A 24,819-nucleotide genomic window follows, 5' to 3' on the forward strand; every position below is an offset into this window, starting at 1 on the left:
TTATGTTGTTTTTCACTTAGTTTTATCTCGACAGCTTGCTTAACCATTTCCATTCATCCCCTTGGTTATTTTTTACAAGTCAAGAATAACATGGAAGGAGGAGTGAATTCAGCCGTTCTGCACTAGTCTATCCGATAAAATCTTTGCTACATACGTTTTCCCGCTCCCGGCACCGCCGATAATATGTATTTTCTTTATGTTTTTTTGCAATGGAGTACCTTCTTTCTATTCCCTAAATGAATGACCGCCCTACTATTGAAGTATAAGTAAAAAATAATCTAACATTGATTAAATCATGGTGTATGCAAGTTATGCTGACTCCGTTTATTTTAGATTATTCATTCATTTTATTATAGAATGGAAATAGATCATTCACAACTGCATCATGTATGATACCTGTTAAAATTTAAATCTAAATAGAATAGAGGAATTGGCATGTTTAAAGAGTACGGGGAATTAAGTACGAAATTATATGAAATGACGAAACCGGTCGGGCACTCCATGAACGGTGATATAGAATATTATGATGAGAAGTTGAAAAATCGAGAGGGTTCTGTACTGGAAGCTGGTGTTGGTACTGGAAGAATGCTGATTCCTTTTTTAAAAAAAGGAATAGCTGTCGATGGTGTAGATATCTCACCTGAGATGTTGGAACAATGTAAAGTTAATATGCGTGAACATCAGGTACATACTAATTTATTACAACAAGATATAACACAGCTAAATTTAGACCGGAAATATCACACCGTTATTATGCCGACAGGGAGTTTTGGTCTGCTTCCCAGAAATCAAATTCATGCCTTTCTTCAAAATGTGTATCAACATCTGGAAGAAGACGGACAATTTATTTTTGACACTCTGTTGCCAATCGACTTTAAAACAGGAGATATAGATATCAGCCATTATCCATTAACAGCGGATTCCGGAATATTATTTACAAATACAAGCAAAGACATCGATTGGTTAGAGCAAAAAGTGTCTTATATTCATAAATATGAGCTCGTGCATAAAGGAGCTGTTGAGAAAACCGAAATCTCTCATTTCATTCTTCACTGGTATGGAAGGAAAGAATTAGAACTTTTATTAGAAAAGATGGGATTCGGCAATATTGATTATGAAATCGGTTATGGTCAAGATAATGACCCTTCTCTGATAACTTTTATTGCGCATAAAGTATAGATATCGTCCGAGATACCTGGATGAATTTGATTCATTTTCTTCGATTACTTTTTTTCTTATGAGGGTATGTTATAAGTGATAGCCCTAGCTATTTACGGGTTCCGATTTGAAACGTGAAGCCTTATATATAAATAAAGGAGAATCATACATTGCATAAAGAAGAACGCATTAACATTTTACAAGATATCATAAAAATCAAATCCGTCAATGATAATGAGTCCCAAGTAGCTGATTATTTATCCGATCTATTTCAAAAATATGGAATTGAATCCGAGAAAGTAAAATATAGTGAAGGCCGGGAAAACTTGGTCGCGACTTATAAAAAAGGTGACGGTAAAGTATTAGGTATCAGCGGGCACGAAGATGTTGTAGCAGCTGGTAATGAAAACGAATGGACATTTCCGCCTTTCTCAGCTGAGATCGATGGTGATAAATTGTATGGTCGAGGTTCTACAGATATGAAATCCGGTCTGACAGCTTTAGCAATCGCTATGATTGAAGTAAAGGAAGAAAACGCTGATATCAACGGCACATTGAAATTTATGGGAACGGTTGGCGAGGAAGTTGGTGAATTAGGTTCCGAACAATTAACGAAGGAAGGTTATGCAGATGATCTGAATGGTTTGATTATTGGCGAACCAACCGGGCCTGCATTGATTTACACGCATAAAGGCTCTATGAACTATACCGTTGTATCTCGAGGTAAATCAGCCCACAGTTCCATGCCTCAAGAAGGAATCAACTCGATTTCGAATATCAATGCATTTGTGGCACGTGCGAATGCGGAAATGCAAGCAATCACGAACAAATACAGCAATGAAATATTAGGTGAAACCGCACATGCTATTACCATCATCCATGGCGGAGATCAGATTAACAGTATTCCTGCCAGCACAACATTACAAGGCAACATTCGCACCATCCCTGAATTTGACAACAGCAAAGTGGAAGCATTGTTGCAGCATATTGTTGAAGCGTTAAACAAAAAAGAAGGCTTTAACTTAGAATTAAAGATTGATAATGATATTTACCCAGTAGATGCCGCATCCGATTCTGAACTGATTCAAGCTATCCAAACGATTTCCGATCAAGAATTACCTGTAACAGGGATTTCACCAACGACAGATGCTGCGGCCTTTACGAAAGCTGACAATTCGTTCGATCTCGTCATCTATGGCCCCGGCGTTTCCGATTTACCACATCAAAAAGATGAATATGTATCCATTGAAAACTACTTGGAAATGATTGATACGTATAAAGCGATTTACAAAGCATATTTAAAATAAATGAACAGCAAAAACTCCTTAATAACCGAAAATTAAGGGGTTTTTTAGTCTCTGGAAGCAAACGATGATGCACATCAACTTAGCGATAACTATTCATTTCAAAAACACGCAAAAACTGCTTATTGACAAACCTGTATATACAAGCTAAACTGAAAACGTTAACACTTGTATATACAAGGTATGAAAAAGGAGGTAAGCCATTGAGTAAATTTACGAAAGACGCAGAAAAGTTACTGGAAAAAGTCGGTGGAAGTGAAAATATCTCTGTTGTCACACACTGTGCTACCAGAATGCGATTTGTTTTAAATGACCCGGAGAAGGCAGATGTCGAGGCTATAGAAGCTATCGATATGGTCAAAGGAACCTTCACACAAGCTGGACAATTTCAGGTTATTATCGGAAATGAAGTCGCTTCCTTTTATAATGAATTTACACGCTTAGCTGATGTTGGGGATACATCTAAAGAAGATGCCAAAGAAGCTGCGAAACAAAATATGAATATCTTACAGCGTTTAGTCTCTCATTTAGCAGATATATTCACACCAATTATTCCTGCACTGGTTGTCGGAGGGCTGATTCTCGGTTTCCGAAACGTTATCGGGGATATTGAAATGCTGGAAAATGGAACCATGACTTTAGCAGACTCCTCGCAATTTTGGACAGGATTATATGATTTTCTCTGGCTGATTGCGGAAGCGATCTTTCATTTTCTTCCTGTTGCACTTACCTGGTCTATCTCCAGGAAGATGGGAACCACCCAAGTACTCGGCATTATTTTAGGTCTTACATTAATTTCGCCGCAGCTTTTAAACGCATATGACGTCGTAGAAACATCCGAAATACCGATATGGGACTTCGGATTTTTCCAAATTGAAATGATTGGCTATCAAGCTCAAGTTATCCCGGCCATTTTAGCAGGTTTTGTGCTAGCCTATTTAGAAATTGGCTTGCGGAAAATTATTCCACAAGTGGTATCGATGATTTTTGTACCTTTCTTTGCATTGCTGCCAACCGTCATTATTGCCCATGTGATATTAGGTCCTATCGGCTGGACAATCGGTACATGGATTTCCAATGTCGTTTATGATGGATTAACATCTGCGTTAGGCTGGCTATTTGCAGCAGTATTTGGATTTGCATACGCACCGCTCGTTATTACAGGATTGCATCATATGACAAATGCCATTGACCTGCAGTTAATGAGCGAATTTAACGGAACCAATCTATGGCCAATGATTGCCTTATCTAACATCGCCCAAGGTTCTGCGGTTGTTGCGATGATTTATCTGAACCGAAAAGATAAGAAAGAGCAACAAGTAACCATCCCTGCAGCTATATCCTGTTACCTGGGGGTTACCGAACCAGCACTTTTCGGGGTGAACTTACGATACCTGTTCCCGCTTTTTGCCGGTATGGCAGGCTCTGCCGTGGCAGCAGTAATATCTGTCGGATCTGGTGTTATGGCAAATTCCATTGGCGTCGGTGGTATACCTGGAATTTTATCTATCCAATTACCGCATATGCTGATGTTCGCCGTAGCCATGGTAGTGGCGATTGTTATTCCGTTCTTCTTAACAATCATTTTATCCAAAACAAAAATGGGCGCAGATGCGTACAAACGCTTAGGTAAAAAATAAGACAAGGAGGGACTCCCTCCTTTATCTTCTTCATATAGAAAGAACATAGTGATATTTAGGAGGTTGATTATGCAAGAAAAATGGTGGCAAAAATCCGTTGTTTATCAAATCTATCCCAAAAGTTTTAATGATACAACTGGTAACGGCATGGGAGATATCAACGGAATTACCGAAAAACTGGATTATTTAAAAGAACTGGGAGTCGACGTAATATGGCTTACCCCTATTTATGTTTCTCCCCAAAAAGATAATGGCTATGATATTGCTGATTATTATGCTATTCAACCAAACTACGGAACGATAGAAGACTTTGAAACAATGCTTGAAAAAGCACATCAGCTGAACCTAAAAGTGATTATGGATATCGTTGTCAACCATACATCCACGGAACATACATGGTTCCAGGAGTCGAAAAAAGCAACGGACAATCCTTATCGAAACTATTATATCTGGAAAGATGGCGAGCCAGATAATCCGCCGACTAACTGGGAATCCAAATTCGGCGGCAATGCGTGGGAATATGATGAGACCACCGACGCTTACTATCTGCATCTCTTTGATGTTACCCAGGCTGACCTGAATTGGGAAAATGAAAAAGTCCGTGATGATGTCTATCAAATGATGAACTTTTGGCTGGATAAAGGGGTCGATGGTTTTCGTCTAGATGTTATTAACCTCATTTCCAAAGATCAGCGTTTCCCAGACGATGACGGCAGTATTCCACCAGGAGATGGACGAAAATTCTACACAGATGGTCCACGGGTACATGAATTTCTCCATGAAATGAATCAACACGTTTTTAAAGGAAGGAAAACGATGACCGTCGGAGAAATGTCTTCTACTTCCATGGAAGATTGTATCAAGTATACAAATCCAGAACGAGAAGAGCTGGATATGACATTCAACTTCCACCACTTAAAGGTCGACTATCCGAACGGAGTAAAGTGGACAAAAGCGCCATTTGATTTTCTTTATCTTAAGCAGCTATTATCTGACTGGCAGACCGGCATGCAAGCAGGCGGCGGCTGGAATGCGCTTTTCTGGTGTAACCATGATCAGCCGCGTATCGTATCCCGCTTCGGCGACGATACAATTTATCATAAAGAATCGGCAAAAATGCTGGCAACAACGATTCACTTAATGCAGGGAACGCCTTATATTTATCAGGGCGAAGAAATCGGTATGACTAACCCCGGTTTTGAGGACATTTCTCAATATCGGGACGTCGAGTCACTGAATATGTATCATAATAAAAAAGAAGAAGGTCTGTCCGATCAAGAAATTATTGAAATTCTTCAGGAAAAATCCCGTGATAACGCACGGACGCCAATGCAATGGAATTCTACAGCCAATGCCGGGTTTACACAAGGAACTCCTTGGATTAGTCTCCCGGATAATTATAAAGAAATCAATGCAGCAGCTGCGATTGCTGATAAAACATCCATTTTTTATCATTACCAGCAACTGATTCAGCTTCGAAAGGATTATCAAGTGATCACAGATGGAAAATATCAACTGATTTCACCAGAGGACTTTGCAATTTTTGCGTATATAAGAGAAAATGAGGATACAAAACTATTCGTAGTAAACAATTTTTACGCAAAAGAAGCAACGTTGGATGTGCCGGAATCGATTCATCGTGCATTTACAAATAGCGAGATCTTATTGTCTAATTACGCAGATTCTCCAGCTATTGCTTCGGATGCCATTTTACTGCGACCGTATGAGTCTGTTGTTTACTATCAAACGAAATAACTGGAGTTAGTTGCGATGCGAAATAAATATGTCCTCATTTATCAGGAAATGGTTCAAAAAATAGAAAAAGAAACATTCAAAGCAGACGAATTTCTTCCCTCAGAAAATGAATTAGCCGGGCAATATCATACCTCACGGGAAACGATTCGGAAAGCACTCAATTTGCTTGCTCAAAACGGATATATCCAGAAGATTCGTGGAAAAGGCTCCACGGTTATTGCACAGAACAAATTCGATTTTCCCGTTTCCGGTTTGGTCAGTTTTAAAGAATTAGCTGATAAAATGGGAGAAAAACCAATTACAACGGTACATCGATGCACCAAGATCAATGCTAGCGATTATATCTGTGACCAATTAGACTTGGAAAACAACCAGGAGGTCTGGGAAATTATCCGGGCCCGTTCCTTTTCCGGGCAACGTATCATTTTGGACAAGGATTATGTAAGCCTAAAAATCGTTCCATATATTTCTGAAGATATTGCTAAAACGTCTATTTATAACTATCTCGAAAACGAATTAGGTCTTATTATCAGCTTTGCCAAAAAAGAAATTATTGTGGAGGAGCCGACAGAGGAAGATCGAGAACTATTGGATTTAGAAGGATTTTATAATGTCGTAGTGATTAAAAACTATGTTTATTTAGATGATGCCACCTTATTTCAATATACCGAATCCAGACATCGTCCGGATAAGTTCCGCTTTGTGGATTTTGCAAGAAGAGAACGTTAAAAATAAGCTGATGCAGATTTGAAACAGTCTGTATCAGCTTATTTTTATACTTCCTTTACCATAAAAAATCGTTGAACATTCATGCAAGTACTATGTATAATAAATAAATGAATACCATTTTATTCTCACAGAAAAATAATCCAAAAAACGGGAATGGGAGGAAGGAAATAAAGATGGAACAAGACCAGCTTACTTTAGATATGTTTCTTAATATGGAGTCTGAAAATCAAAAATCTGTAAAGAACACTTTTATCGACCAGCCTTCACGAAGGAAGACATTCCCCAGCAAGATAATACACGATTTCAATCAATTTATGGACCATATTTCCAAAAATACTATTCTGCTAACACCTAAAGACACGTCCATTCCCAGTAAATCTTTAGCGGAATTAAACAAAATAATGTCTTTCCAAAAACAATACACATCCAGAAACACCCAGAAAGCACATTATCCGTATATTCATTTCCTTTATCTGCTGGCCTTAAAAAGTCATCTCATTGAGAAAAAATCACTAAATACAAAGGAAAATTACTTATATGTCACAGAAAGATGGTCGACCTATACCCAGTTTACACGTGCTGAACAGTACTTCCTGCTATTGGAAACATTTTGGGTAGATCTTGACTGGGAAGAACTAATTCCTGATAATGAGCTTCATGTCCATCTCATGCTGCCGGATATTTTTCAGAAACTGTTGCACAATGACACACATACATTACAATTTGACGAACAACAGTTGATGACAAATCTTATTTCCCATTGGAATGAATTTCCGCTTTTTTTGGACTGGCTGGGTATCTGGTCTTGCTCTTACCATAATCAGGGAATAACTTTAAATACTTTTCCCCAATCGATTACTTTAACAGGCTTTGGTGTAAAAATGCTTCCGATATTCATACAGTCCAGACCACTTGAAAAATGGAACCTGCCCTTGCGTAGAAGCTACAGAGAACACAATCCGAGACCGGGAACAAAAATAACAGACAGTTGGACAGGAGAAGGAAGTAAAGAACAGTTAAAAAATCAACGTTTTGAGCCATTTTACAAGGCTTTTACTGCTCTATTTTACAGTAAAGATTTAAATCAAACTTTGCCGAGAAAAGATTTCTAAACAAATACTAGCCTGTCCACTTTAAAGGGCAGGCCAGTAGTTTCAATCTATTTAACTCTCCAATGGCCTGTTAAAAATCCAAAAAGTCACTCATTTCCCGTTCCATCCGGCATTCAGGACATCTTTTCGGATCATGAAAACCCATCTTTCTATAAAACTGCTGCTCTCCTATGGAAAAAAGAAATCTATTTCCGCATTCCCAACATTTAATATAAAGGTCTTGAGGCGCGTCTCCCTGCAAGGCTTCTTTCAACATGACTTCTCTTTCTTGTATCGCTTGAAAGTCCGGTGTTTCTCCTGTTTCCAATGACTGGATAACCGAGGTAATCCGCTCTCTTACTTTTCTGTAATCGATTTGCTTCCATGCCTCCAAATAAGGAATATACTGTTTGTTTTGCGATTCTCGTGCCTTTTCCAAAATTAAGAATATCATCTTTCGGTTGCGATCTTTTAAATAAGTCATATCAGGGGCCGACCTGTCTTCCGCTATCCATTTATCCCATTCACGCAAAAATTCATCAGCCCGTTTGTCCCTTTCAATATACCAGCCACGTTCTGTAAAAACAATCATCGGCAATTTCCCGCTATATTCAATATCTAGAAAATCATGATCAAACATCCAGTCAATCTTCTCCAGTACCTCTTCTAGCTTAACACCTTTAAAACACCCATATACCGGACAGTCATCCAATCCCAGCTCTAATACTTTTTTCTCCCGTGATCCTTTTAAAATTTTCGCAAGCAAGGAACGTCCGCCTTGTGCAATCAGTTCATCCGCTCCCCGTAAAATCGCTAAAATATCGGCCTCAGATAATCTTTTAGCTTCCATTTTACTTCAACACCTCTCCAAACTTACCTTCGTATAAGTCTCGAACCCAAACCTTTACCGGTGCTTTCCATTGCTCTTTAGGAGCTGGAATATTTTTGATTAAACTTTTAGGTGTCATACCGAGTTCCTTTGCCATCTGTATGTCCTGCTGATTGAGACGACAACGTTTTTTCGCTTCCGCCCAGGTTGCTTTTGTTTTGCTTTTACCCATTGTATCTCCCCCCTTTTCTGATGATTTTCATACTATTTCTAACGTGTGATCAGCGACACGAATAATATTGGAAGTGTGTTTATAACCTGCGAATTCTTTTAATCTATTATCATATTTTTCATCCATCCTCACTGCCGAATAGATTGCCTGATGGCAGTGTATTTTCGTACGTTACTATTGCTAATCTAACAGCACTTCCTCTTCTGAATAAAACAAATGTGAAAAACACCTGCAATCCGATGACCCGAACCCTTTCACCGACATGGTTCCAGAATTTTCCTGATTCAGCCTCTCAAACAGAGCACATTCTCCTTCTGCGCCAGGATACGTTTGCACAGCTTGAATTTGCAGATAAGGACGTAAATAATCGATATGCCAGCGTTTCTTTTTATCTATCTGAAGGTGCCTGTCGACCCGTGCACAAATATTCCGCTTGGCGCTTCCTACATAAACATAATAGCCTTTTGGAAAGCGAAACTGTCCCAGTCTGCCGATAGCAATAACTTCCACATTCTTTGGCAGCCACGCTTTTATCGCATAAAGTGTATCTGATTCCTGAGCCGAATATTTAATCGGTTTCATCTATACTACCCACCTTCATGACTATTTACTGCCCTAATAAAACACTTAAAATAGTTCTTCTCTTTCCGTTCTTGTTGGTTCTATTTTAAAACAAACTAAACATATTGTAAAAAAACAGCATCGTTAAAAGAAAACGAGACAAAAATACAAGAAATGATGACCTCTATCCTGGAAAAAGAAGCTGATACAAGTAAAAAATTACTTGTATCAGCTTTTATTTTTCGATAATGGATAGAAATGATTACACTAAATCATCGTATTTCTGGCATATGATTCCCTCTCCTCTTTTTTTATATAATGCTTCTTCATATAACTTTAATCCCCCCTCATTTTGTCACAGAGAATCGTCCGTAAAACTCCCGTCTCGAAATAAAGCATGAAATTAAATTTATTTAAGCGGAAGATAACAGCCGCTAACTCCCTGAATCACTCTACTTCCACGCAGCGGAAGTAGAACAAAAATTCCCCCTGCGTGAAGTTTCGTTTTATATCTACTAGGAGGGTTTCCCTTCATAAATAGTGCTAAAAGGTTCGATTTTTAAGAAAATTTTGCATTTACTTAAATTTAAACATTTTTAAAAGGCTATTAAAAAGGCTGCCACTTCAATTGTCTTGCCTTATTATAACGATTCTCCACCTCTGGCCAATTAACAATGTTCCACCAATTGTCTACATAATCTTCTTTTACATTCTCATATTGCAGGTAGTAAGCATGCTCCCATACATCAAGAACAAGAAGTGGCACAACATCCCATTGACTTAAGTTTTGATGCTTCTCCGCCTGCAGAATCTCCAGACGTCTTGCCCTCGGCGACCATACTAAGATAGCCCAGCCACCGCCCTCTACGTTATTTGCCGCTTCCGTAAAATGCGCTTTAAATTGATCATAACTGCCAAAGGATTGCTCGATTTCATGCATTAAATCTCCGGTAGGTTCACCGCCTCCATCCGGACTCATTACCTTCCAAAATATCGTGTGCAGATAATGTCCAGCACCATTAAACGCTGCTTCCCTTTCCCAATGCTTGATCAAATCATAATTATTGTCCCAGCGGGCTTGCTGCATTTCAAGTTCCGCTTTATTTAAACCATCTACATAACTCTGATGATGCTTATCATGATGTAATTCCATAATACGTCGGTCAATATAAGGCTCTAAAGCATCATAATTGTATGGAAGCGGCGGAAGTGTATGTCCGCCAATCGGAACAACTCTCTCGCGATTTCCTTCTGCTCTTTCTCCATCTATAGGCTGTTCCAAATAGTGATGAAATCTTGTGTATAAACTTTCAGCGCGCTGATAAACTTCCTGCTCATCTGTCACCTGGTTATTTGCAAGCTCTTTTTGAAATTGAACCAAGTCCTTCTCCCATTCGCCTATTGCATCTCTATAGATACCTTCGCGAAGAGATTCGATTGCTTCACGATATGTTTGCATCATCTCTTCACACCATCGTTCTATTGCATAAAGATATTGTGACAATGAAAAAGCCTCCCTCAAATTAGTCGTTAATACTATATGCAAACAAAAGATAGGCTGATAATGATTTTTCGCGGCTTATTTAAACACAGCGCGGGCAGCTACATCAGTAAAAATAGAAATAATGTCTCCTGTATACTTAAAATAAGCTGCCGGAAGTTTTCCAGCAGCTTTCAAGCTAGTAATTAAACAGCTTCTCTATTTGTAGAACTATTAAAACGTTCCCGGCTGTGAAGGCGTCTGCGGCCGCCACCAGGATTCCACTGTTCTCCAAGCAGTATAAAAATCTTGCCCCTGCCCCATCAAATAAGCAATAGCTGTCGCTTCCCGCAAGGCATGTGGAAACCCTAAATGCTGCGCTTCCCGCATTCCATGATGAACGACAGGTTGGATAGCAGTCAGAACCTGTTGTTCTTGCGCGTTATTCCCCATATTTCCCATGTATTGCTGAGGAGCATTATTGGCAGACTGTTGTTGATTATAATACCCCATTGGCTGATTCGAATTGAACGAATTAGACAAATGTTTCACCTCTTTTCATGGAAGCTGTATCCAGCGGATAACCTTCCATGCATGGTATAGAATTAGGTAAATGTACTACTTTTTCATCGTATGCGTGTGGCATTAAGGTGTGCATCTGTTTTTTGACATATTTGCTTGCTACCATATAAAAAGAGTTCCTTATCTTAGAGACAGGAACTCTTTTTATTGGTTAACTTGCTATTTTATTTCACTGTAATAACAACATCTTCACTTGCGCTGACTTGCTGAATTTCTGGTTTTTGGAGCGCTTCCATATCATTCATATTGGTAATAAGTACCGGGGTGACAGTACTTGCAGCTTTTTCACCTACTACTGCCAAATCCACATCAACAAGTGCGTCCCCTTTTTTCACTTTATCTCCTTCTTTTACATGCATTGTGAAGCCTTCTCCATCCAATGAAACGGTTTCCAAACCAATATGAATTAAAATTTCCGCTCCGTTTCCAGCCTTAATTCCTACAGCATGTTTTGTCGGAAATGCTTGTACTATCTCTCCGTCTACTGGAGATACAATATTTCCGCCAGATGGTTTTATCGCAATACCGTCTCCCATCATTTTTTCAGAAAATACCGGATCAGGTACTTCTTCCAAAGGGATCACTTCTCCATCTACCGGTGCATATAATTCTATTTCTTGATTTTCTTTCTTTTTAAAAAGCTTTCCAAACATGACTATCCCTCCAAGATCGATATACATTAATTTTATCATATCTCACAAATAATTACTTTCGAGAGCTGGAAAAATAAACATAATACCTTTAAGATTCTTTCTTCTTTTCTCGAAATTCCAATATATCCATAATAAGAAACAAACCGATTAAAACAATTGCTAACATCGTATTCGTCTGTTGAGACAGTTCAAAAAAGATTCCAATCATGTAAAATATAATAAAGCGGATTATAGCCATTGCTGTCACAATAAACAAGCTGGTCCGAAACAAATAGGCAGCAATGAGAGCAATCATGTTATCGAATAAAAAAGCATATGCGATAACCACAACAATTATGTAAAACAGCATACCCCCATCTATTTCAAATCCTAAAACGCTTTGGGCAATGGTTACAGATCCAAAAAAGACAAATACAAGCAGCATAATAACGACGGCTACAATCAACGAGAAAAAGAAAGCCCCAAATAACCGGAGATACCATCGAGCATCATCTCCATCTCTTTTCGATATCCAGGTCAGCAGCCAATAAAACGCAGGAATTAACAGAATATACAGTGCCGCAAAAAGAACCAGGATTTTAAACACCATCATCCTTCCCGTCAAAAAAGAATACATGGCATTATATCAAAAACAATGCCCCTGTTGGTAAGAGAATCAAACAACTAAAAACTTCAGCTACCGTATTACCGATACCTGAAGTCTTCTTTACCAATTATTCCTGATTCTGCTTATCCCAGTCTTCAAAATCATCATTATTTAAATTTCGCAGTTTACCGTTATTTTCAATGACTGCATCCACTTCTACATTCACATTAATGTTCGGATATATTTCATCCAGAAACCGTTTCAACTCTTCATGGGTATAGTTTTTGCGAATTCGATTGCTGATTCCAAGAACATCTGCATGTTTATCCTGCAGTTTTTTTACCAGCTTTAGCGTATCTTTTTCCACTTTTTCTTCAAACTTCTTCTGAATAGCTTCATCGTTTAAATGATCCTCTGCTTCAGCAACAATCATCACAAATTCCAGCTGGATGGTTAAATCAATCTCATCTCCATGATGTGTGTAATCATATTCCACATCTCTTTCCACAAGCTCTACATCGGTTGTTTCATCAATTGTTATAAATGTTTTAATCACATTTTCTTCATTATTTAACAAATTCATCAGCAAGACTTCTAAAGAGTTCAGTGTCGTAACAGCTTTTCCATTTTTTAAAACGGACGCACCAGAGTAATCCATTTCCAAATTTTCATTTGATTTGATAATTGGTATAGCAATATCCGAGGTGAAAGAATGGATTCCTCTGTATACCTCCCAAAGGCTGACTTCCGGATCATAAATTTCCCAGCCGGTCTGTTTCTCCAAAAATCCAAATATCGGTACACCTACTTTTTGAAATGTGCTGATCATCTGATCAATATAAGTTTCCATTTCTTCGGTTGTAAATGCTACTGTCGGTGTTGCCGGCATATCACGCATCCGTATAAAAGTATTTGTGATTCGTTCAATTCCTTCCTCGCCAAGTTTTTCATCCAATACAATAAAAGCGATATGTTCTAAATCAATCGTCGTTTCAATTTTTTTCTTAAGTTGTTCGATAGCATCCACAATCGTAGCTCCCTTGCCATCGACCTTAGCCAAATTCCTCTGCTCAGACACCACCGATACAGGAATAACCAAAAACACATGGAATAAGTCTTCTTCTTTGGTTACGCCCATTAGAACAGGCGTGGAGCGATAATTAATATCTCTGGAATCCCAGCATCCGCTTAATAATACAAGTAATATGAAAGAAATGATTATCTTGGTCCAGTGATTACGTTTCATGTTTTTTCCTTCTTCCTATCCAGAAAATGAAAATCAGCAGACTGATAAAGGCGTAAAAACGAAGCGGTATAATCCAAATGATATGTGACTGTACCTGTTCCCAAGTGGAAATCATATTCGCTGCCATCGTGATCAAAATGACCATGATAACCAGTGCAATCGATGCATGAAGCTTGCCTGTCTGAAACATACTTTGATAGACCATTCGCAAAATATGTAATAACATCCCTAAAAATAACGTTGCATAGATAAGCAGACTCAATCCAAATAAGCTGGTCAGTGTTTCAAAGATAGACCACTCAATATCGACAGTAGCTAACATTTCGATATAAGGAAAAGTGAAATTCCGTGCGATTTCATTTCCAAACACCAGCATTGGAGAATAAGCAGCCATAAATATTAATGGAATGAGAAGCCACGAAAACCAAAAGACCGTTTTATAATTGAGTTTTTTTCTTTTCGGCAAAAAAGCGATAAATAGAAAAGTTGGAGACAAGATTAAAAACCCTGTAATAAAAGGCATTTCAAATAAAAAATCTACATTACTCACCTTTGCAGGGAAAAAGTTATACCATTCTGCATTGAAAAAGGATAATATAAAAATTATTAAAATAACGTAAGAAGAAGTAACTGCTATTAAAAAGGTTGCCCGAAAAATACTTTCCATCGAACCAAGAGCAATATAAGCAGCCGTTGTAATAAAGATAACCATGACATAAAACATTGGCGTCTGATTTAAAAATAATACGGTAGTAAATTCTGCATAAGTGCGAATAGAAACAATCACGGTTCCAATGATAAAAAGCCCGAGGGGCAGAAGGAAAATAAGGGACACTACCCAGCGATTTTCCGGCAAACTTCGCAAAATATTGGGTTCTTCCAATTTGGATACACCAAGCAATAACACACCAAAAAGAGCAATATGAGAAAATCCATGAATCAAAACAATCAACCAATGCCCATTGTCTACTGTATCCAGGATAAGGGTGGGATATAGCAGGAACATCACCCCAATATTTGTGATTAAATAAAAGATAACAATTAATAAATTATTGACTTTCACTCTGAATCCCTTCCTTTTTCCAACGGACATAAGGAACATCGAAACTCGTAATACGTGCAATATAGGAACATAAAATCAACAGACCGATAACATGCCCAAGAATACCGAACATAGCCGAAAACAGAACAATAATATACTTCATCAGACGCAGGGTAATCCCGTTTTCAAAATTAACAACAATGCCATTGGCAATCGTCGTGGCCGCAATGATAATAATTAATACGCCGCTGACAAGACTGGCTTCCACAATCGCCTGTCCTAAAATAATACCTCCGACAATGCCAATCGTATTGGATATCGACAGCGGCAGACGAACAGCGGCTTCTGTAATTAATTCAATCAAAAGCAGCATAATGATAATTTCCACAAAGGCAGGGTAAGGAACAAATTGACGACTTTCTGTGATAGACAAGGCCAGCTGCACTTTTAACATTTCCGGATTAATGGTAATCAGTGCGACATATAAGCCCGGAAGTAATATAGCAATCATAATTCCGATAATACGCAAGATATATAAGGAATAGACAAATGCACTTAAATAATTACTATCGCTCGGCTGCTTGAATACATCAAAAACGGTATTAAACAAGACCAGCGCAAATGGATAACCATCCATAAAAAAGACAACTTTCCCCTGTTCAATATATTCCATAGCACTTTCTGGAAGCTCTATGGAGGAGATTCGGGTTATCAAGGAAAATTTAGAAAAACCAAAAGCAACGTTAACGTCTTTCACCTGTTTAATCTCGTTTGGATAGTCCTCAATTTTCTTTTTGATCATTTCCACCATTTTTTCATCTGTCGTTCCTTTTAAAACAAGAAACGAAAAACGGCGATTTCTCTTACCATGCTGCGTGGTCGAAACTTCCACATCTTTGGATTGATATTTACTACGCATCAGACCTATATTTTGTTGGCTATTCTCCGTAAATGCATCCTTGGCTCCATAGATAATCGATTCATTAACAGGGACCTCTATGTTGCGGTAAAGCGGCTGGGAGACGGGATCCACAATTAATGAAACTTCATCAGCTCGATTCCAAATAACTACTTTCCCTTCATATAGGGCCTGAATTTGTTTGCTGAACTCTATTTTTTTCCATGGTGTGTTTTGGGAGTTAAGGCCCTTTTCCTCTCGCGATTTATTGTCTTCATTACGAACTACCGTCTCTATTACTTCCCATGTTGCTGAAAAATCCACCAAGCTCTCAAAACCAATCACATCATAAGGCACTCCATGCATGACGATGGATTTCATTTGTAAATCTTTATTTTTTTGTTTCAAGTCTTCAATCTGCTGAATGAAATCCATCCTCCGCACCCTTTCTGTTTTCCTATCTTTTAGTTATGAGCCAGAAAACACGTTTTCATACAAAAATAGGGCGACTTTGTTTGATTCATTATAAGAAACCTTTTTTAAAGTTGTTTCGTATAACAAATAAAGAATATTATTCGGAGGTAGGATAGAATGGTTCCGTTTTTAAAAAACAAGCGCAGACAAAAAGCAATAAAAAAAGTCAAAGACGGCGACGGTCATGCATTAAAGCCCTTTCGCTTTTACGAAATCGTTCACCGTTCTCTTTTCTATATCAAGCTTCGGGAAGAGGATGGGGATATGCATGTTTATACGGTTCATGTAAATTACTTTGATGAGAATGAAGAAATACATTTGTATCGTGATGGCAAACACCATGCCAAAGCTTCTAACCCAGCTCTTTTCCCAGTTCCCGGAGGAGTTATTGAAGCAGCAACAACAACATACGGAATGAAACGCATGCATTATGTAACAGAAGATGAACAGGAGCTTGTCCTATCTCCAGATCGCTGTTCAGCGGAAGGGTTACGGATGCGCTTTGATGCCAAATTCCCTGCCATCAGTTCCATCATTGGCAAAGTTGCTATTATTATTTTATTGATTTCTGTAATATTAGGACTTCCGCAGCTTGCTTCTCTCATTTCGCATATCCCTTTTATTGAAGAAAGGTGGGGTTCTTTTGAATCGCCAATCATGCTATCTGCCTGGTTTAATACAACGCTTTTGGTTGCCTCAACGATTGCAGCAATTGAGCGTGCTTTGATGCTAAAGAATCATTGGCTGATTGATATGGAGACGAGTTGGTGGGATGAGTAAACAGTTTTCCAGGTATAGAATAAGGGAATAGGTTTATAATCTGGTTTTAACGGGAGGGAGGTTCATAAATTCATGCAGGTCGTATCTTGGATTATCTTTGGATACCTTCTCCTTCTCTTACATGTTTGGTTTCATGAATTGGGGCATTACCTTGCCGGTCGTTTTATTGTAGGAATCCATAAAGACAATATCCGGATAAAACTTTTTGAATATCCCCCTCATGTTGCGTTGAAAGGGAAGGATAAACAATGGGTGGCGCCGAATGACAAAGATGGGAATTATATAGAGAGCTATTTTAAATATGATCCGCATGGTAAATGGTCTTTTTTATACATAATGGGCGGCTTTATTTTTCAAACGGTTATTTTTTTCAGTCTGGCAGCGAGCCTCTTCTTTATTTTTAACCATGCTTTTGCAAACTTTATTATTGGCGGATCTTTATTTTTCAATGCTGTATATATTTTCGGAGATGTTCTATTTTCTATTTGGAAACAAACTCCTTTTGGCGATACGAGTGCTGCTTTTCTTTTTGCTAGGTGGCAAACGATTCTATTTGTCAGCATTCTTTTACTAAGTTATGTTTTCTTTTATCTGTATATTTGGATTCAATCATAACTTTCATGTGATAAGATAAGGGGGCAGATTCATAACCGCTCCCCTTTTTAGGTTACTGATATGAAATTACTTTTCCGGCAAGTTTTCCATTTTCTTCATCATTTGTTCCTCCTCTTTGTTTAGTGTTAAATAAGTCTCGCAATAAGTATTGCTTCCTATAAACAAAGTGAGCCAATTTACAATGAAACCAGCTCACTTTGTTTGTTTATGGAAACAGATAACCTATTTTATTTGTTTATTCACTAGCAAGCTTTTTAATTTCTGCTTCGCTTAAGTCTGTAATCTCTACAATGTCACTGGTTGACATACCTCTTGTTATCAGTTTCAAAGCTAACTCCCGGTTCCGCTTTTTTATCCCCTTTTCTATTCCTTTTTCTATCCCTTCTTCTATCCCCTCTTGCTTCCCTCTCTCTACTCCTCTTTCAAAATAAGAATTCGGCAGCTGCATGACCATCTCTTTTTCCTCTTCTGGCAAGTTTTCCATTTTCTCCATCATCTGTTCCTCCTCCTCTTTGTTTAATTTTAGATAAGTCTCGAAATAACCATATAGAAACTCCATTTGGGCCGGATTGATTTTCATCCGGGTAATCATGCGCAGAAATTCCAACTTTACCTGAACACGCTCATGTTCTTCATAGCCCATCTGACTAAGCAATGCGGCTGCGGCCGGATTGTCTGATTGAATATATTCTTTCCAGTTTTTCTTTCTTAATTGTAATTGTAAAAAGTTAAATTGAAGTACTTCTTGGGTAGGTGTATCGACTTTGAATTGGGTCGGTTCTTCTTGATTCCTATTATAACTCAAAACGGCGATAGGTTGAATTGGTTTGCGGTGTTTTGCATAGAGGTAAGCAAAGTAGAAAAACATTCTTTCAGGGAAATTTGCTTCATGGGTGGATTGTGCTTCGGTGTGAATATGGAGAATTTTATCCTCGTGATGCAACTTCACTTCGGCAAGCACGTCAATTTCCTTTTTGGAGCCTTCGATGTAGTCCAGGTAGACTTCCTGTTCAAGGAATGTGACGTTGGAGAAATCAATGTAGGGGTGAAGGTCGGGGAAAAATCCTTCGATAAATTCTTCAAAAAACGTTTGTATCAGCTTTTTCGTCAGCCGATCATGTTTCATGTAATCTGCTTTTTCTTCTAGTACAACGGGGACTGTAAACAATAGAGCACTCCCTTTCTTTTAAATTGTATTTATTTTAGCAATTATTATGAAATAAAACAAGTATAGTATTTTCACTCCTGCTTCGAAAAAACGAATACTACTTCCCCATAAAAAAAGAGCATCGTCACAGACCATGCTCTCTTTTCTCTCACAAGAACCACTACACGAAACTTTTTCCTGACTTTCCTCTAAACTTGCGGTTTCTTTCCTTTGAATGAAACAAAGAAAACAATCAGACTCACAATAAAAGCCGCTAACGCTAACCATGAAACCGCATTGGACACGGGTATCACATCTAAGAATCCAAGTACAGCAATAATAGGCATGACTAGAATAAATCCCAGAACCTTTTTAAAACGGGCATATCTGGCTCTTTCTTTAAATGACGTCATGAAATGCCTCCCTTTCCAGTTATAAAAGGTTTTCCCGGTGCCCTTGCAGGTGAAACATGTTACTTCCTAAAACATCACCTTAATCCACATAACCATTCTTCCATGAATACAGCTTTAAAGTCTTTTTAACGCACCGTATCCATATACCGTTCTTTCTCCAATTCCAATACTTTTTTCTGAATAGACGCTTCTTCCTCTTCTTGCTCCTGCTCATCCAAAATACGGGATGCTGTATCCGACTCTTTGGAGAATAAATGAAAGAGATTCGCTTTTTCTCCTAACATTTCCAGCATTGCCACATCGATACTATCCTCCGTCAGTAAACGATACACAACCACATTCCTGGATTGTCCCATTCGATAAGCACGGCTGATAGCCTGTTCCTCCATTGTCGGCTTCCACTGTGGTTCACATAAAATGACAACATTCGCTGCCTGGATATTTACCCCGACACCGCCGGCAGTAATCTGACTGATCAAAACAGAACCTGCTTCATCCGCTGTAAAAGCATCAATCATTTCCTGTCTTTTATGATGCGGGACATCTCCTGTCATAGTCCGGTAAGTTCCCTCTTCTAAATTTTTACTGACTGTCTGAATCACTTCTTTAAAATAAGAGTATACCAGCACTTTATGTCCGTTTTCCTTGGCATTCTCACAGATTTCAAGCAGCTTCTCAAGTTTCGGTGATTCACCTGGAGTACCGCCCTGCCAGCCTGCACGGCGCATTGCCATCACTTGCTCCTCTTTTACTGCCTGCTGATAGAATTTCTCCTCTTCTTCACCAAAACGAACCCATTCTGGAATAATTTCCAAATCCGGAAGCTCGTGTAATACATCCTTTCGATTTCTCCTTAAATAAACCGGAGCAATGGCTTCACGGAATGCTTGCGGTTTACGCAACAGCATCTCCTCTGATAAATTCTCCGCAATTCCCGGCTGCAGGACAGAAACCAACTGCATCATTTCTTCTACTGTATTCTCGAGTGGCGTTCCGCTCATAAATAAGACATACTCCGCTCTATCTGCCAAATGATACACATTTTGCGAACGCTTTGTATTCGGATTCTTCACATAATGCGCCTCATCCACAATCAACGCATCAAAATGATGACTGCCTTCCAACGGCAGACTTCCAGCCAATTCAAACGTAGTTATTAAAATACCAGTATCTTCTCGCCACGTTTGAAATTGTTCCTCCCGATTGCTTCCGTGAAAGATAAATGCCTGTAAATCAGATCGCTGTTCCATCTCTCTTTTCCAGTGCGCAATCACGCTGAGCGGGCAAATAATAACAGCATGTCCCTGGTGATTTTGTCTGAGATGGTTGAGAATAGCAAGTGCTTGAACAGTCTTTCCTAATCCCATCTCATCACCCAGCAGTGTTTTTTTATAAAGCAAGGCATACTTCGCACCAAATATTTGATAATTTCTTAATGTAATATGCAGTCCATCCGTATCAAGCGGTTGCTTATCGACTGCTTCTACAACTTCTGACGGTAAACTTTCAGAAACATTCTCCGTATCAAAATCGGTTGCTTTTTCAATTTCTGTATAATAAAAGGCGTTTTCTGTTTCAAAATGTCGCTTAAGTTCTTCTTTACTTACTTCAAAATCAAGCATATAATCTAATTTTTGCTTGATTGCATCTAATTCCTTCTGGTGCTTGCTATTATTTAAATTGGCAAAAGCAGACCGAATTTTTTCCTTCTCCTCTTTCGACTGGAATAAACCGCCGAAAAAGCCTTTCTGTTTCTTAGCCATTTCAATATCAGGTTTGGCTTCATTATAATACTCCTGAAATTTCTCCTGCATGTTTTCAAGAATCTTCAACAGATGCCATTTTTTATAAATCGATTCCAGCAAATGAAAATCTTCATCTGAAATATCATCCGGATTTACACGAGGAGTTGCTTCTTCATACACAGATGTTTTTATCTCAGTGACAGCCGAATGAATTTGATTTGCCGTATCTTCATCTACCTCATCCAACTGTATCAAATCTTGTACTGTATAATCTGCCATATCATGCATTGTTTTCAATCCATTATCCATCAAGCTGTTTACAGGAAGCCGATTTTGCACTGTTAAGATGGTGTCCAAAGGCATATTTTTTAATTGTGCCTTTCCTGAGCTTGTTTTCAGCCTCTCCCAAATTCCTTTAATACGATCATTAAATAACTCCTCTGAGTTGATATCAATACTTTTGTGAATCCGGTTCAGCTCTGCTTCCAACCGTTCCACATCTTGTTTTGTCCGTACCATTCCAACTTCCTCCTGCTTATCTATCTCAAACATATCTATATCTTTGTACCTTTTTACTAAAGACAGCTGTTACATATCGTTTATATCACTTGTTGTCTCTTTATATTTATGAATACCTTTCTCGCCTACAGAATAAACTACATTTTATTATTGTAGCATTGTTTAGAGCAGGATAAAAAGGGAATCCATCTTTATCGCGTTATCTTTTCCTTGGTTATTCACAAAAAACAGAACCCCGTTTCTAATAAATATGGAATAAAAGCTTCTAAATCAATGAAAAAACCGCTTGATATAAGTATACCAAACGGATGAAAAAGCATTGTTTTTCCATAAACATAAACCAAATTCTATGTAGCATGGTAAGAGTTATCCTTCTGAACCTCCTGAAAGAAATGCTTATAAGATTTATTTTTGCGGCTTCCCTTGATTAAATGATGGTTTCTGCTTAATAACCCCTTATAATACGCAGCAAATCCCGCATGTGATGGTCGCAAATTAGCCATTCTTTTGATCGGTTCATCTGTTTTACTCACCCTATCATCCTCCTTGCTTCAGCATATGTACAAGAAGAATTAATTATGAAAGGGGCAGCAATATATAAGAACAAAAAGCTTATCATCGCTAATTTTTCATTATATTTTACTCCATTGATTGCTTCTTACCCGTTACTTCACGTGATACATGGTATTTATACCTTGTATTTCCTGATTTTCATATTTTCGCAATACGCTGCCTATCATCGCTGCAACATTTTCCTTCTTTACCGATACAGATGCATATTGTTCCACTTCATGTTCACCGACACAGATGCCGTGCAAAGCATTTTCAAATAGACATTGGTCATTACTGTCATTACCAAACGCAATAAATTCCTGCACCTGTAAATGATGCAGTCCTCTTACTTTATTGATTCCAATTGGACTGATATCGATCGCATTTTCCCCTTTGTAATAGGTTATGTTTACAGGCAAGGTGGAAAGCTCATCTGTTACACGCTGTGGAGGTTGAAACAAAACAAGTTTGCATAGCTTATGCAGGCTTCGCAGCTCGCGATTTTGTGCTGAGGTTTGATTAATGTTTTTATAAATAGGGTGTGTCTTCTCTCCAGTAAATGCATAATCCCAATCACTATCTGCCAAATACGTAACTTGATTATCTTCCACCAGTGTTATGAGCTGTGTACGCAAACTATCTTGAAAATGGATAACATCAATCTTTCCATTCTTTGAAGTATATGCCCCGTTTCCTCCAACCAATTTTTCTTGTTGAAGCGGCTTCGGCAAGACCGGTAGTAAATCGCGAATTGGTCTTGCGGACGCGAAAATCACTTCATGTCCTGCATTTTTTATCTCCTCAAACGCTTGTACAATAGATGCATCAATTGTTTTTCCATCAAAACAAATCGTTCCGTCTACATCAAAAACAAAATTCATGTCAATCACCTCTTTGTTTACCAGTATACTTATGAATTAAAAAATACGGAAGGACGAATATCTGAAAAAGAGGAACAACATGAAACAGATGAAATTCCCTTCCATTTATGTTTACTCATTCCCGCATAGATTAGAAAAAGATATTATTACCCTTTGCAATTATCAAACCAATGAATACCTATTAACAGCTGGACTGGAAATCGACAGATTATCTTTTTTAATAAGTGAAGAATACTTTGTTTCCGTTTTTCAATAATGTACATCAACAACGGGAACAGAATCAATAACTTTGACAAATATATACAAAATGTGACAGATACTGCACTATATGTTACAATATTTTTGGAAACGTTTTCAAATTATGTAATTACATCGCAGGAGGAATACAACATGATTACCTTTTTCATATCTATTATTCTATTAGTTATTGGGTACTTCACTTATGGTAAATTTGTCGAAAAAGTATTTGGAAAAGATAATTCACGTAAAACACCAGCGTACGCCAACGAGGATGGCGTGGATTTCGTTCCTATGAAAAAACAAAATAATGCAATGATTCAACTGCTTAATATCGCTGGAACTGGACCTATTTTCGGACCGATTATGGGCGCACTTTTTGGGCCGGTTGCATTTATTTGGATTGTTGTAGGGGCTATTTTTGCAGGCGGCGTGCATGACTATTTAACTGGTATGATTTCTATTCGAAACAAAGGGGCACATATACCAGAACTTGCGGGCAGGTTTTTAGGGAAGTTTTCCAAGCATGTTGTAAATGCTTTTGCACTGCTATTGCTTCTATTAGTAGGAACCGTTTTTGCCACTACATCCGGTTCGTTACTTCATGTTTTGGTCGACGGTCAGATTGCATTATGGATTATCATTGGCATTATTTTTCTTTATTTCTTTTTATCCACCATTCTGCCTATTGATAAGATTATCGGCAAAATATATCCTATTCTAGGTTTTATTCTTATCATTGGTACAATCGGAGTCGGCATTATGATGTTCACTTCCGGTTACGGTTCATCTATTCCTGAACTATCATTGAAAAATATGCACCCAGATGAAGTTGCTATTTTTCCTATATTATTTCTAACGATTACATGTGGTGCGTTATCTGGATTCCATGCAACGCAGTCACCTATTATTTCTCGAACCGTAAAAAATGAATCACAAGGCCGTTACATTTTTTACGGAATGATGATAGCTGAAGCTGTTATTGCCATGATTTGGGCAGCTGCTTCCATGAGTCTCTTTGATGGAAATACGCTGAACAATATGATTAATGCAGGCACGCCTTCCGCTGTTGTCAATGATGTATCGATACGACTGCTTGGTGCAATCGGCGGAACAATCGCGGTACTAGCCGTTATCGTTCTACCTATTACTTCTGGGGATACAGCGTTCCGCGCAGCACGTTCCGTTATTGCCGATTATATTCATTTTGGTCAGAAAAAATGGACAAATCGTTTAGCTATTGCCATTCCTTTGTTTGTTATTTCTATCATTTTAACTCAAATTGACTTTAATATTTTGTGGCGTTATTTCTCTTGGGCGAATCAGACAACTGCAGCTTTAGCACTTTGGATAGCGACGATGTATTTGCTCGTTAAGGGAAAACAATACTGGATTTCTCTTATTCCGGCACTTTTTATTACTGATATGGTATTTGTCTACATTTTAAATGCACAAATCGGTTTCAGTCTTCCAATGAATGTATCCCACATCGGAGGAATTATTCTAACCACCGCCTTTACTGTATGGTTCTTTTGGAAAGCAAAACAAAATAAAGCTGATCAAATTGAAACCGATCTCAAAGTAGCGTAGAAATAAAGCCGATGCTGTTCATCTCTCGAATAACATCGGCTTTATTCTATATAAAAAAGTTTACGTAAGAATTTATAAAA

At 38.2% G+C, this 24,819-nt stretch carries 25 protein-coding genes; 10 read left to right on the plus strand and 15 right to left on the minus strand.

Translation table 11 applies throughout. From position 1 onward, the window contains the following. Positions 1-435 precede the first annotated feature (435 nt). The 6 genes from ACFQ19_RS15790 to ACFQ19_RS15815 all read left to right on the plus strand — a co-directional run bounded on the left by ACFQ19_RS15790 (position 436) and on the right by ACFQ19_RS15815 (position 7,698). On the plus strand, positions 436-1,179 hold the full coding sequence (locus ACFQ19_RS15790) for a class I SAM-dependent DNA methyltransferase (RefSeq protein WP_379593581.1): 744 nt from the start codon (positions 436-438) through the stop codon (positions 1,177-1,179). A gap of 149 nt (positions 1,180-1,328) precedes the next feature. Further along, complete coding sequence (locus ACFQ19_RS15795) at positions 1,329-2,465, plus strand: ArgE/DapE family deacylase (protein WP_379593582.1); 1,137 nt, start codon at positions 1,329-1,331, stop codon at positions 2,463-2,465. Between the two features lie 200 nt (positions 2,466-2,665). After that, the gene (gene treP / locus ACFQ19_RS15800) at positions 2,666-4,102 is read left to right on the plus strand and encodes a PTS system trehalose-specific EIIBC component (protein ID WP_379593583.1); all 1,437 of its coding nucleotides are present in this window, start codon (positions 2,666-2,668) and stop codon (positions 4,100-4,102) included. Between the two features lie 69 nt (positions 4,103-4,171). Next, positions 4,172-5,857 (plus strand): alpha,alpha-phosphotrehalase, encoded by a 1,686-nt coding sequence (treC, locus tag ACFQ19_RS15805; protein ID WP_379593584.1) that lies wholly within the window; start codon positions 4,172-4,174, stop codon positions 5,855-5,857. A 15-nt stretch (positions 5,858-5,872) separates the two neighbouring features. After that, the gene (gene treR, locus ACFQ19_RS15810; RefSeq protein WP_379593585.1) at positions 5,873-6,586 is read left to right on the plus strand and encodes a trehalose operon repressor; all 714 of its coding nucleotides are present in this window, start codon (positions 5,873-5,875) and stop codon (positions 6,584-6,586) included. Between the two features lie 173 nt (positions 6,587-6,759). Next, positions 6,760-7,698 carry a hypothetical protein gene (locus tag ACFQ19_RS15815; protein ID WP_379593586.1) on the plus strand — a complete coding sequence of 313 codons (939 nt, stop codon included), beginning with the start codon at positions 6,760-6,762 and terminating at the stop codon, positions 7,696-7,698. Between the two features lie 70 nt (positions 7,699-7,768). Here the strand turns inward: ACFQ19_RS15815 and ACFQ19_RS15820 are convergent, their stop codons facing one another. From ACFQ19_RS15820 to ACFQ19_RS15865, 10 genes are all read right to left on the minus strand, one after another. Continuing rightward, entirely contained in the window at positions 7,769-8,527 is a 759-nt protein-coding gene (locus tag ACFQ19_RS15820) for an RQC-minor-1 family DNA-binding protein (protein ID WP_379593588.1), read from the minus strand. A gap of 1 nt (position 8,528) precedes the next feature. Then, positions 8,529-8,738, minus strand: a complete 210-nt coding sequence (locus ACFQ19_RS15825; RefSeq protein WP_379593589.1) for a hypothetical protein — start codon at positions 8,736-8,738, stop codon at positions 8,529-8,531. 180 nt (positions 8,739-8,918) lie between these two features. Beyond that, a complete protein-coding gene (locus ACFQ19_RS15830) occupies positions 8,919-9,320 on the minus strand; it encodes a GIY-YIG nuclease family protein (RefSeq protein WP_379593590.1) in 402 nt (133 codons plus the stop codon). Between the two features lie 586 nt (positions 9,321-9,906). After that, entirely contained in the window at positions 9,907-10,761 is an 855-nt protein-coding gene (locus ACFQ19_RS15835; protein ID WP_379593664.1) for a superoxide dismutase, read from the minus strand. Positions 10,762-11,013: 252 nt separating this feature from the next. Then, positions 11,014-11,322 (minus strand): hypothetical protein, encoded by a 309-nt coding sequence (locus ACFQ19_RS15840; RefSeq protein WP_379593591.1) that lies wholly within the window; start codon positions 11,320-11,322, stop codon positions 11,014-11,016. A 203-nt stretch (positions 11,323-11,525) separates the two neighbouring features. Continuing rightward, entirely contained in the window at positions 11,526-12,014 is a 489-nt protein-coding gene (locus ACFQ19_RS15845) for a PTS sugar transporter subunit IIA (RefSeq protein ID WP_379593592.1), read from the minus strand. 88 nt (positions 12,015-12,102) lie between these two features. Then, positions 12,103-12,600, minus strand: a complete 498-nt coding sequence (locus ACFQ19_RS15850; RefSeq protein ID WP_379593593.1) for a hypothetical protein — start codon at positions 12,598-12,600, stop codon at positions 12,103-12,105. 127 nt (positions 12,601-12,727) lie between these two features. Beyond that, positions 12,728-13,846, minus strand: a complete 1,119-nt coding sequence (locus ACFQ19_RS15855) for a Ger(x)C family spore germination protein (RefSeq protein WP_379593594.1) — start codon at positions 13,844-13,846, stop codon at positions 12,728-12,730. Next, positions 13,836-14,909, minus strand: coding sequence for a GerAB/ArcD/ProY family transporter (locus ACFQ19_RS15860; RefSeq protein WP_379593595.1), 1,074 nt, complete (start codon positions 14,907-14,909; stop codon positions 13,836-13,838). Before ACFQ19_RS15860 ends, ACFQ19_RS15855 begins: the two co-directional genes overlap by 11 nt. Next, positions 14,896-16,221, minus strand: coding sequence for a spore germination protein (locus ACFQ19_RS15865; protein WP_379593597.1), 1,326 nt, complete (start codon positions 16,219-16,221; stop codon positions 14,896-14,898). The genes ACFQ19_RS15860 and ACFQ19_RS15865 overlap by 14 nt, the downstream gene beginning before the upstream one ends. A 156-nt stretch (positions 16,222-16,377) precedes the next feature. Between ACFQ19_RS15865 and ACFQ19_RS15870 the strand changes: the two genes are divergently transcribed. Then, on the plus strand, positions 16,378-17,040 hold the full coding sequence (locus ACFQ19_RS15870; RefSeq protein WP_379593598.1) for a hypothetical protein: 663 nt from the start codon (positions 16,378-16,380) through the stop codon (positions 17,038-17,040). 72 nt (positions 17,041-17,112) lie between these two features. After that, positions 17,113-17,655, plus strand: a complete 543-nt coding sequence (locus tag ACFQ19_RS15875) for a hypothetical protein (RefSeq protein ID WP_379593600.1) — start codon at positions 17,113-17,115, stop codon at positions 17,653-17,655. Positions 17,656-17,890: 235 nt separating this feature from the next. Here ACFQ19_RS15875 and ACFQ19_RS15880 read toward each other — a convergent pair whose 3' ends face one another. The 5 genes from ACFQ19_RS15880 to ACFQ19_RS15900 form a co-directional block, all read right to left on the minus strand. Beyond that, positions 17,891-18,823: an Rpn family recombination-promoting nuclease/putative transposase gene (locus tag ACFQ19_RS15880; protein WP_379593602.1), complete on the minus strand. Its 933-nt coding sequence runs from the start codon at positions 18,821-18,823 to the stop codon at positions 17,891-17,893. Between the two features lie 188 nt (positions 18,824-19,011). Beyond that, complete coding sequence (locus ACFQ19_RS15885) at positions 19,012-19,215, minus strand: hypothetical protein (protein ID WP_379593603.1); 204 nt, start codon at positions 19,213-19,215, stop codon at positions 19,012-19,014. Between the two features lie 125 nt (positions 19,216-19,340). Further along, positions 19,341-21,479 (minus strand): DEAD/DEAH box helicase, encoded by a 2,139-nt coding sequence (locus ACFQ19_RS15890; RefSeq protein WP_379593605.1) that lies wholly within the window; start codon positions 21,477-21,479, stop codon positions 19,341-19,343. A 347-nt stretch (positions 21,480-21,826) separates the two neighbouring features. Beyond that, the gene (locus ACFQ19_RS15895; RefSeq protein WP_379593606.1) at positions 21,827-22,012 is read right to left on the minus strand and encodes a hypothetical protein; all 186 of its coding nucleotides are present in this window, start codon (positions 22,010-22,012) and stop codon (positions 21,827-21,829) included. Positions 22,013-22,144: 132 nt separating this feature from the next. Continuing rightward, positions 22,145-22,912, minus strand: a complete 768-nt coding sequence (locus tag ACFQ19_RS15900) for an HAD-IIB family hydrolase (RefSeq protein WP_379593607.1) — start codon at positions 22,910-22,912, stop codon at positions 22,145-22,147. Positions 22,913-22,991: 79 nt separating this feature from the next. Here ACFQ19_RS15900 and ACFQ19_RS15905 point away from each other — a divergent pair, with 79 nt between their 5' ends. Beyond that, positions 22,992-23,168 (plus strand): hypothetical protein, encoded by a 177-nt coding sequence (locus ACFQ19_RS15905; RefSeq protein ID WP_379593608.1) that lies wholly within the window; start codon positions 22,992-22,994, stop codon positions 23,166-23,168. A 134-nt stretch (positions 23,169-23,302) separates the two neighbouring features. Next, the gene (locus ACFQ19_RS15910) at positions 23,303-24,739 is read left to right on the plus strand and encodes a carbon starvation CstA family protein (RefSeq protein ID WP_379593609.1); all 1,437 of its coding nucleotides are present in this window, start codon (positions 23,303-23,305) and stop codon (positions 24,737-24,739) included. Positions 24,740-24,819: the final 80 nt, after the last annotated feature.

This window comes from Oceanobacillus locisalsi, from assembly GCF_042675985.1.
Taxonomy (GTDB): Bacteria; Bacillota; Bacilli; order Bacillales; family Amphibacillaceae; genus Oceanobacillus; species Oceanobacillus locisalsi.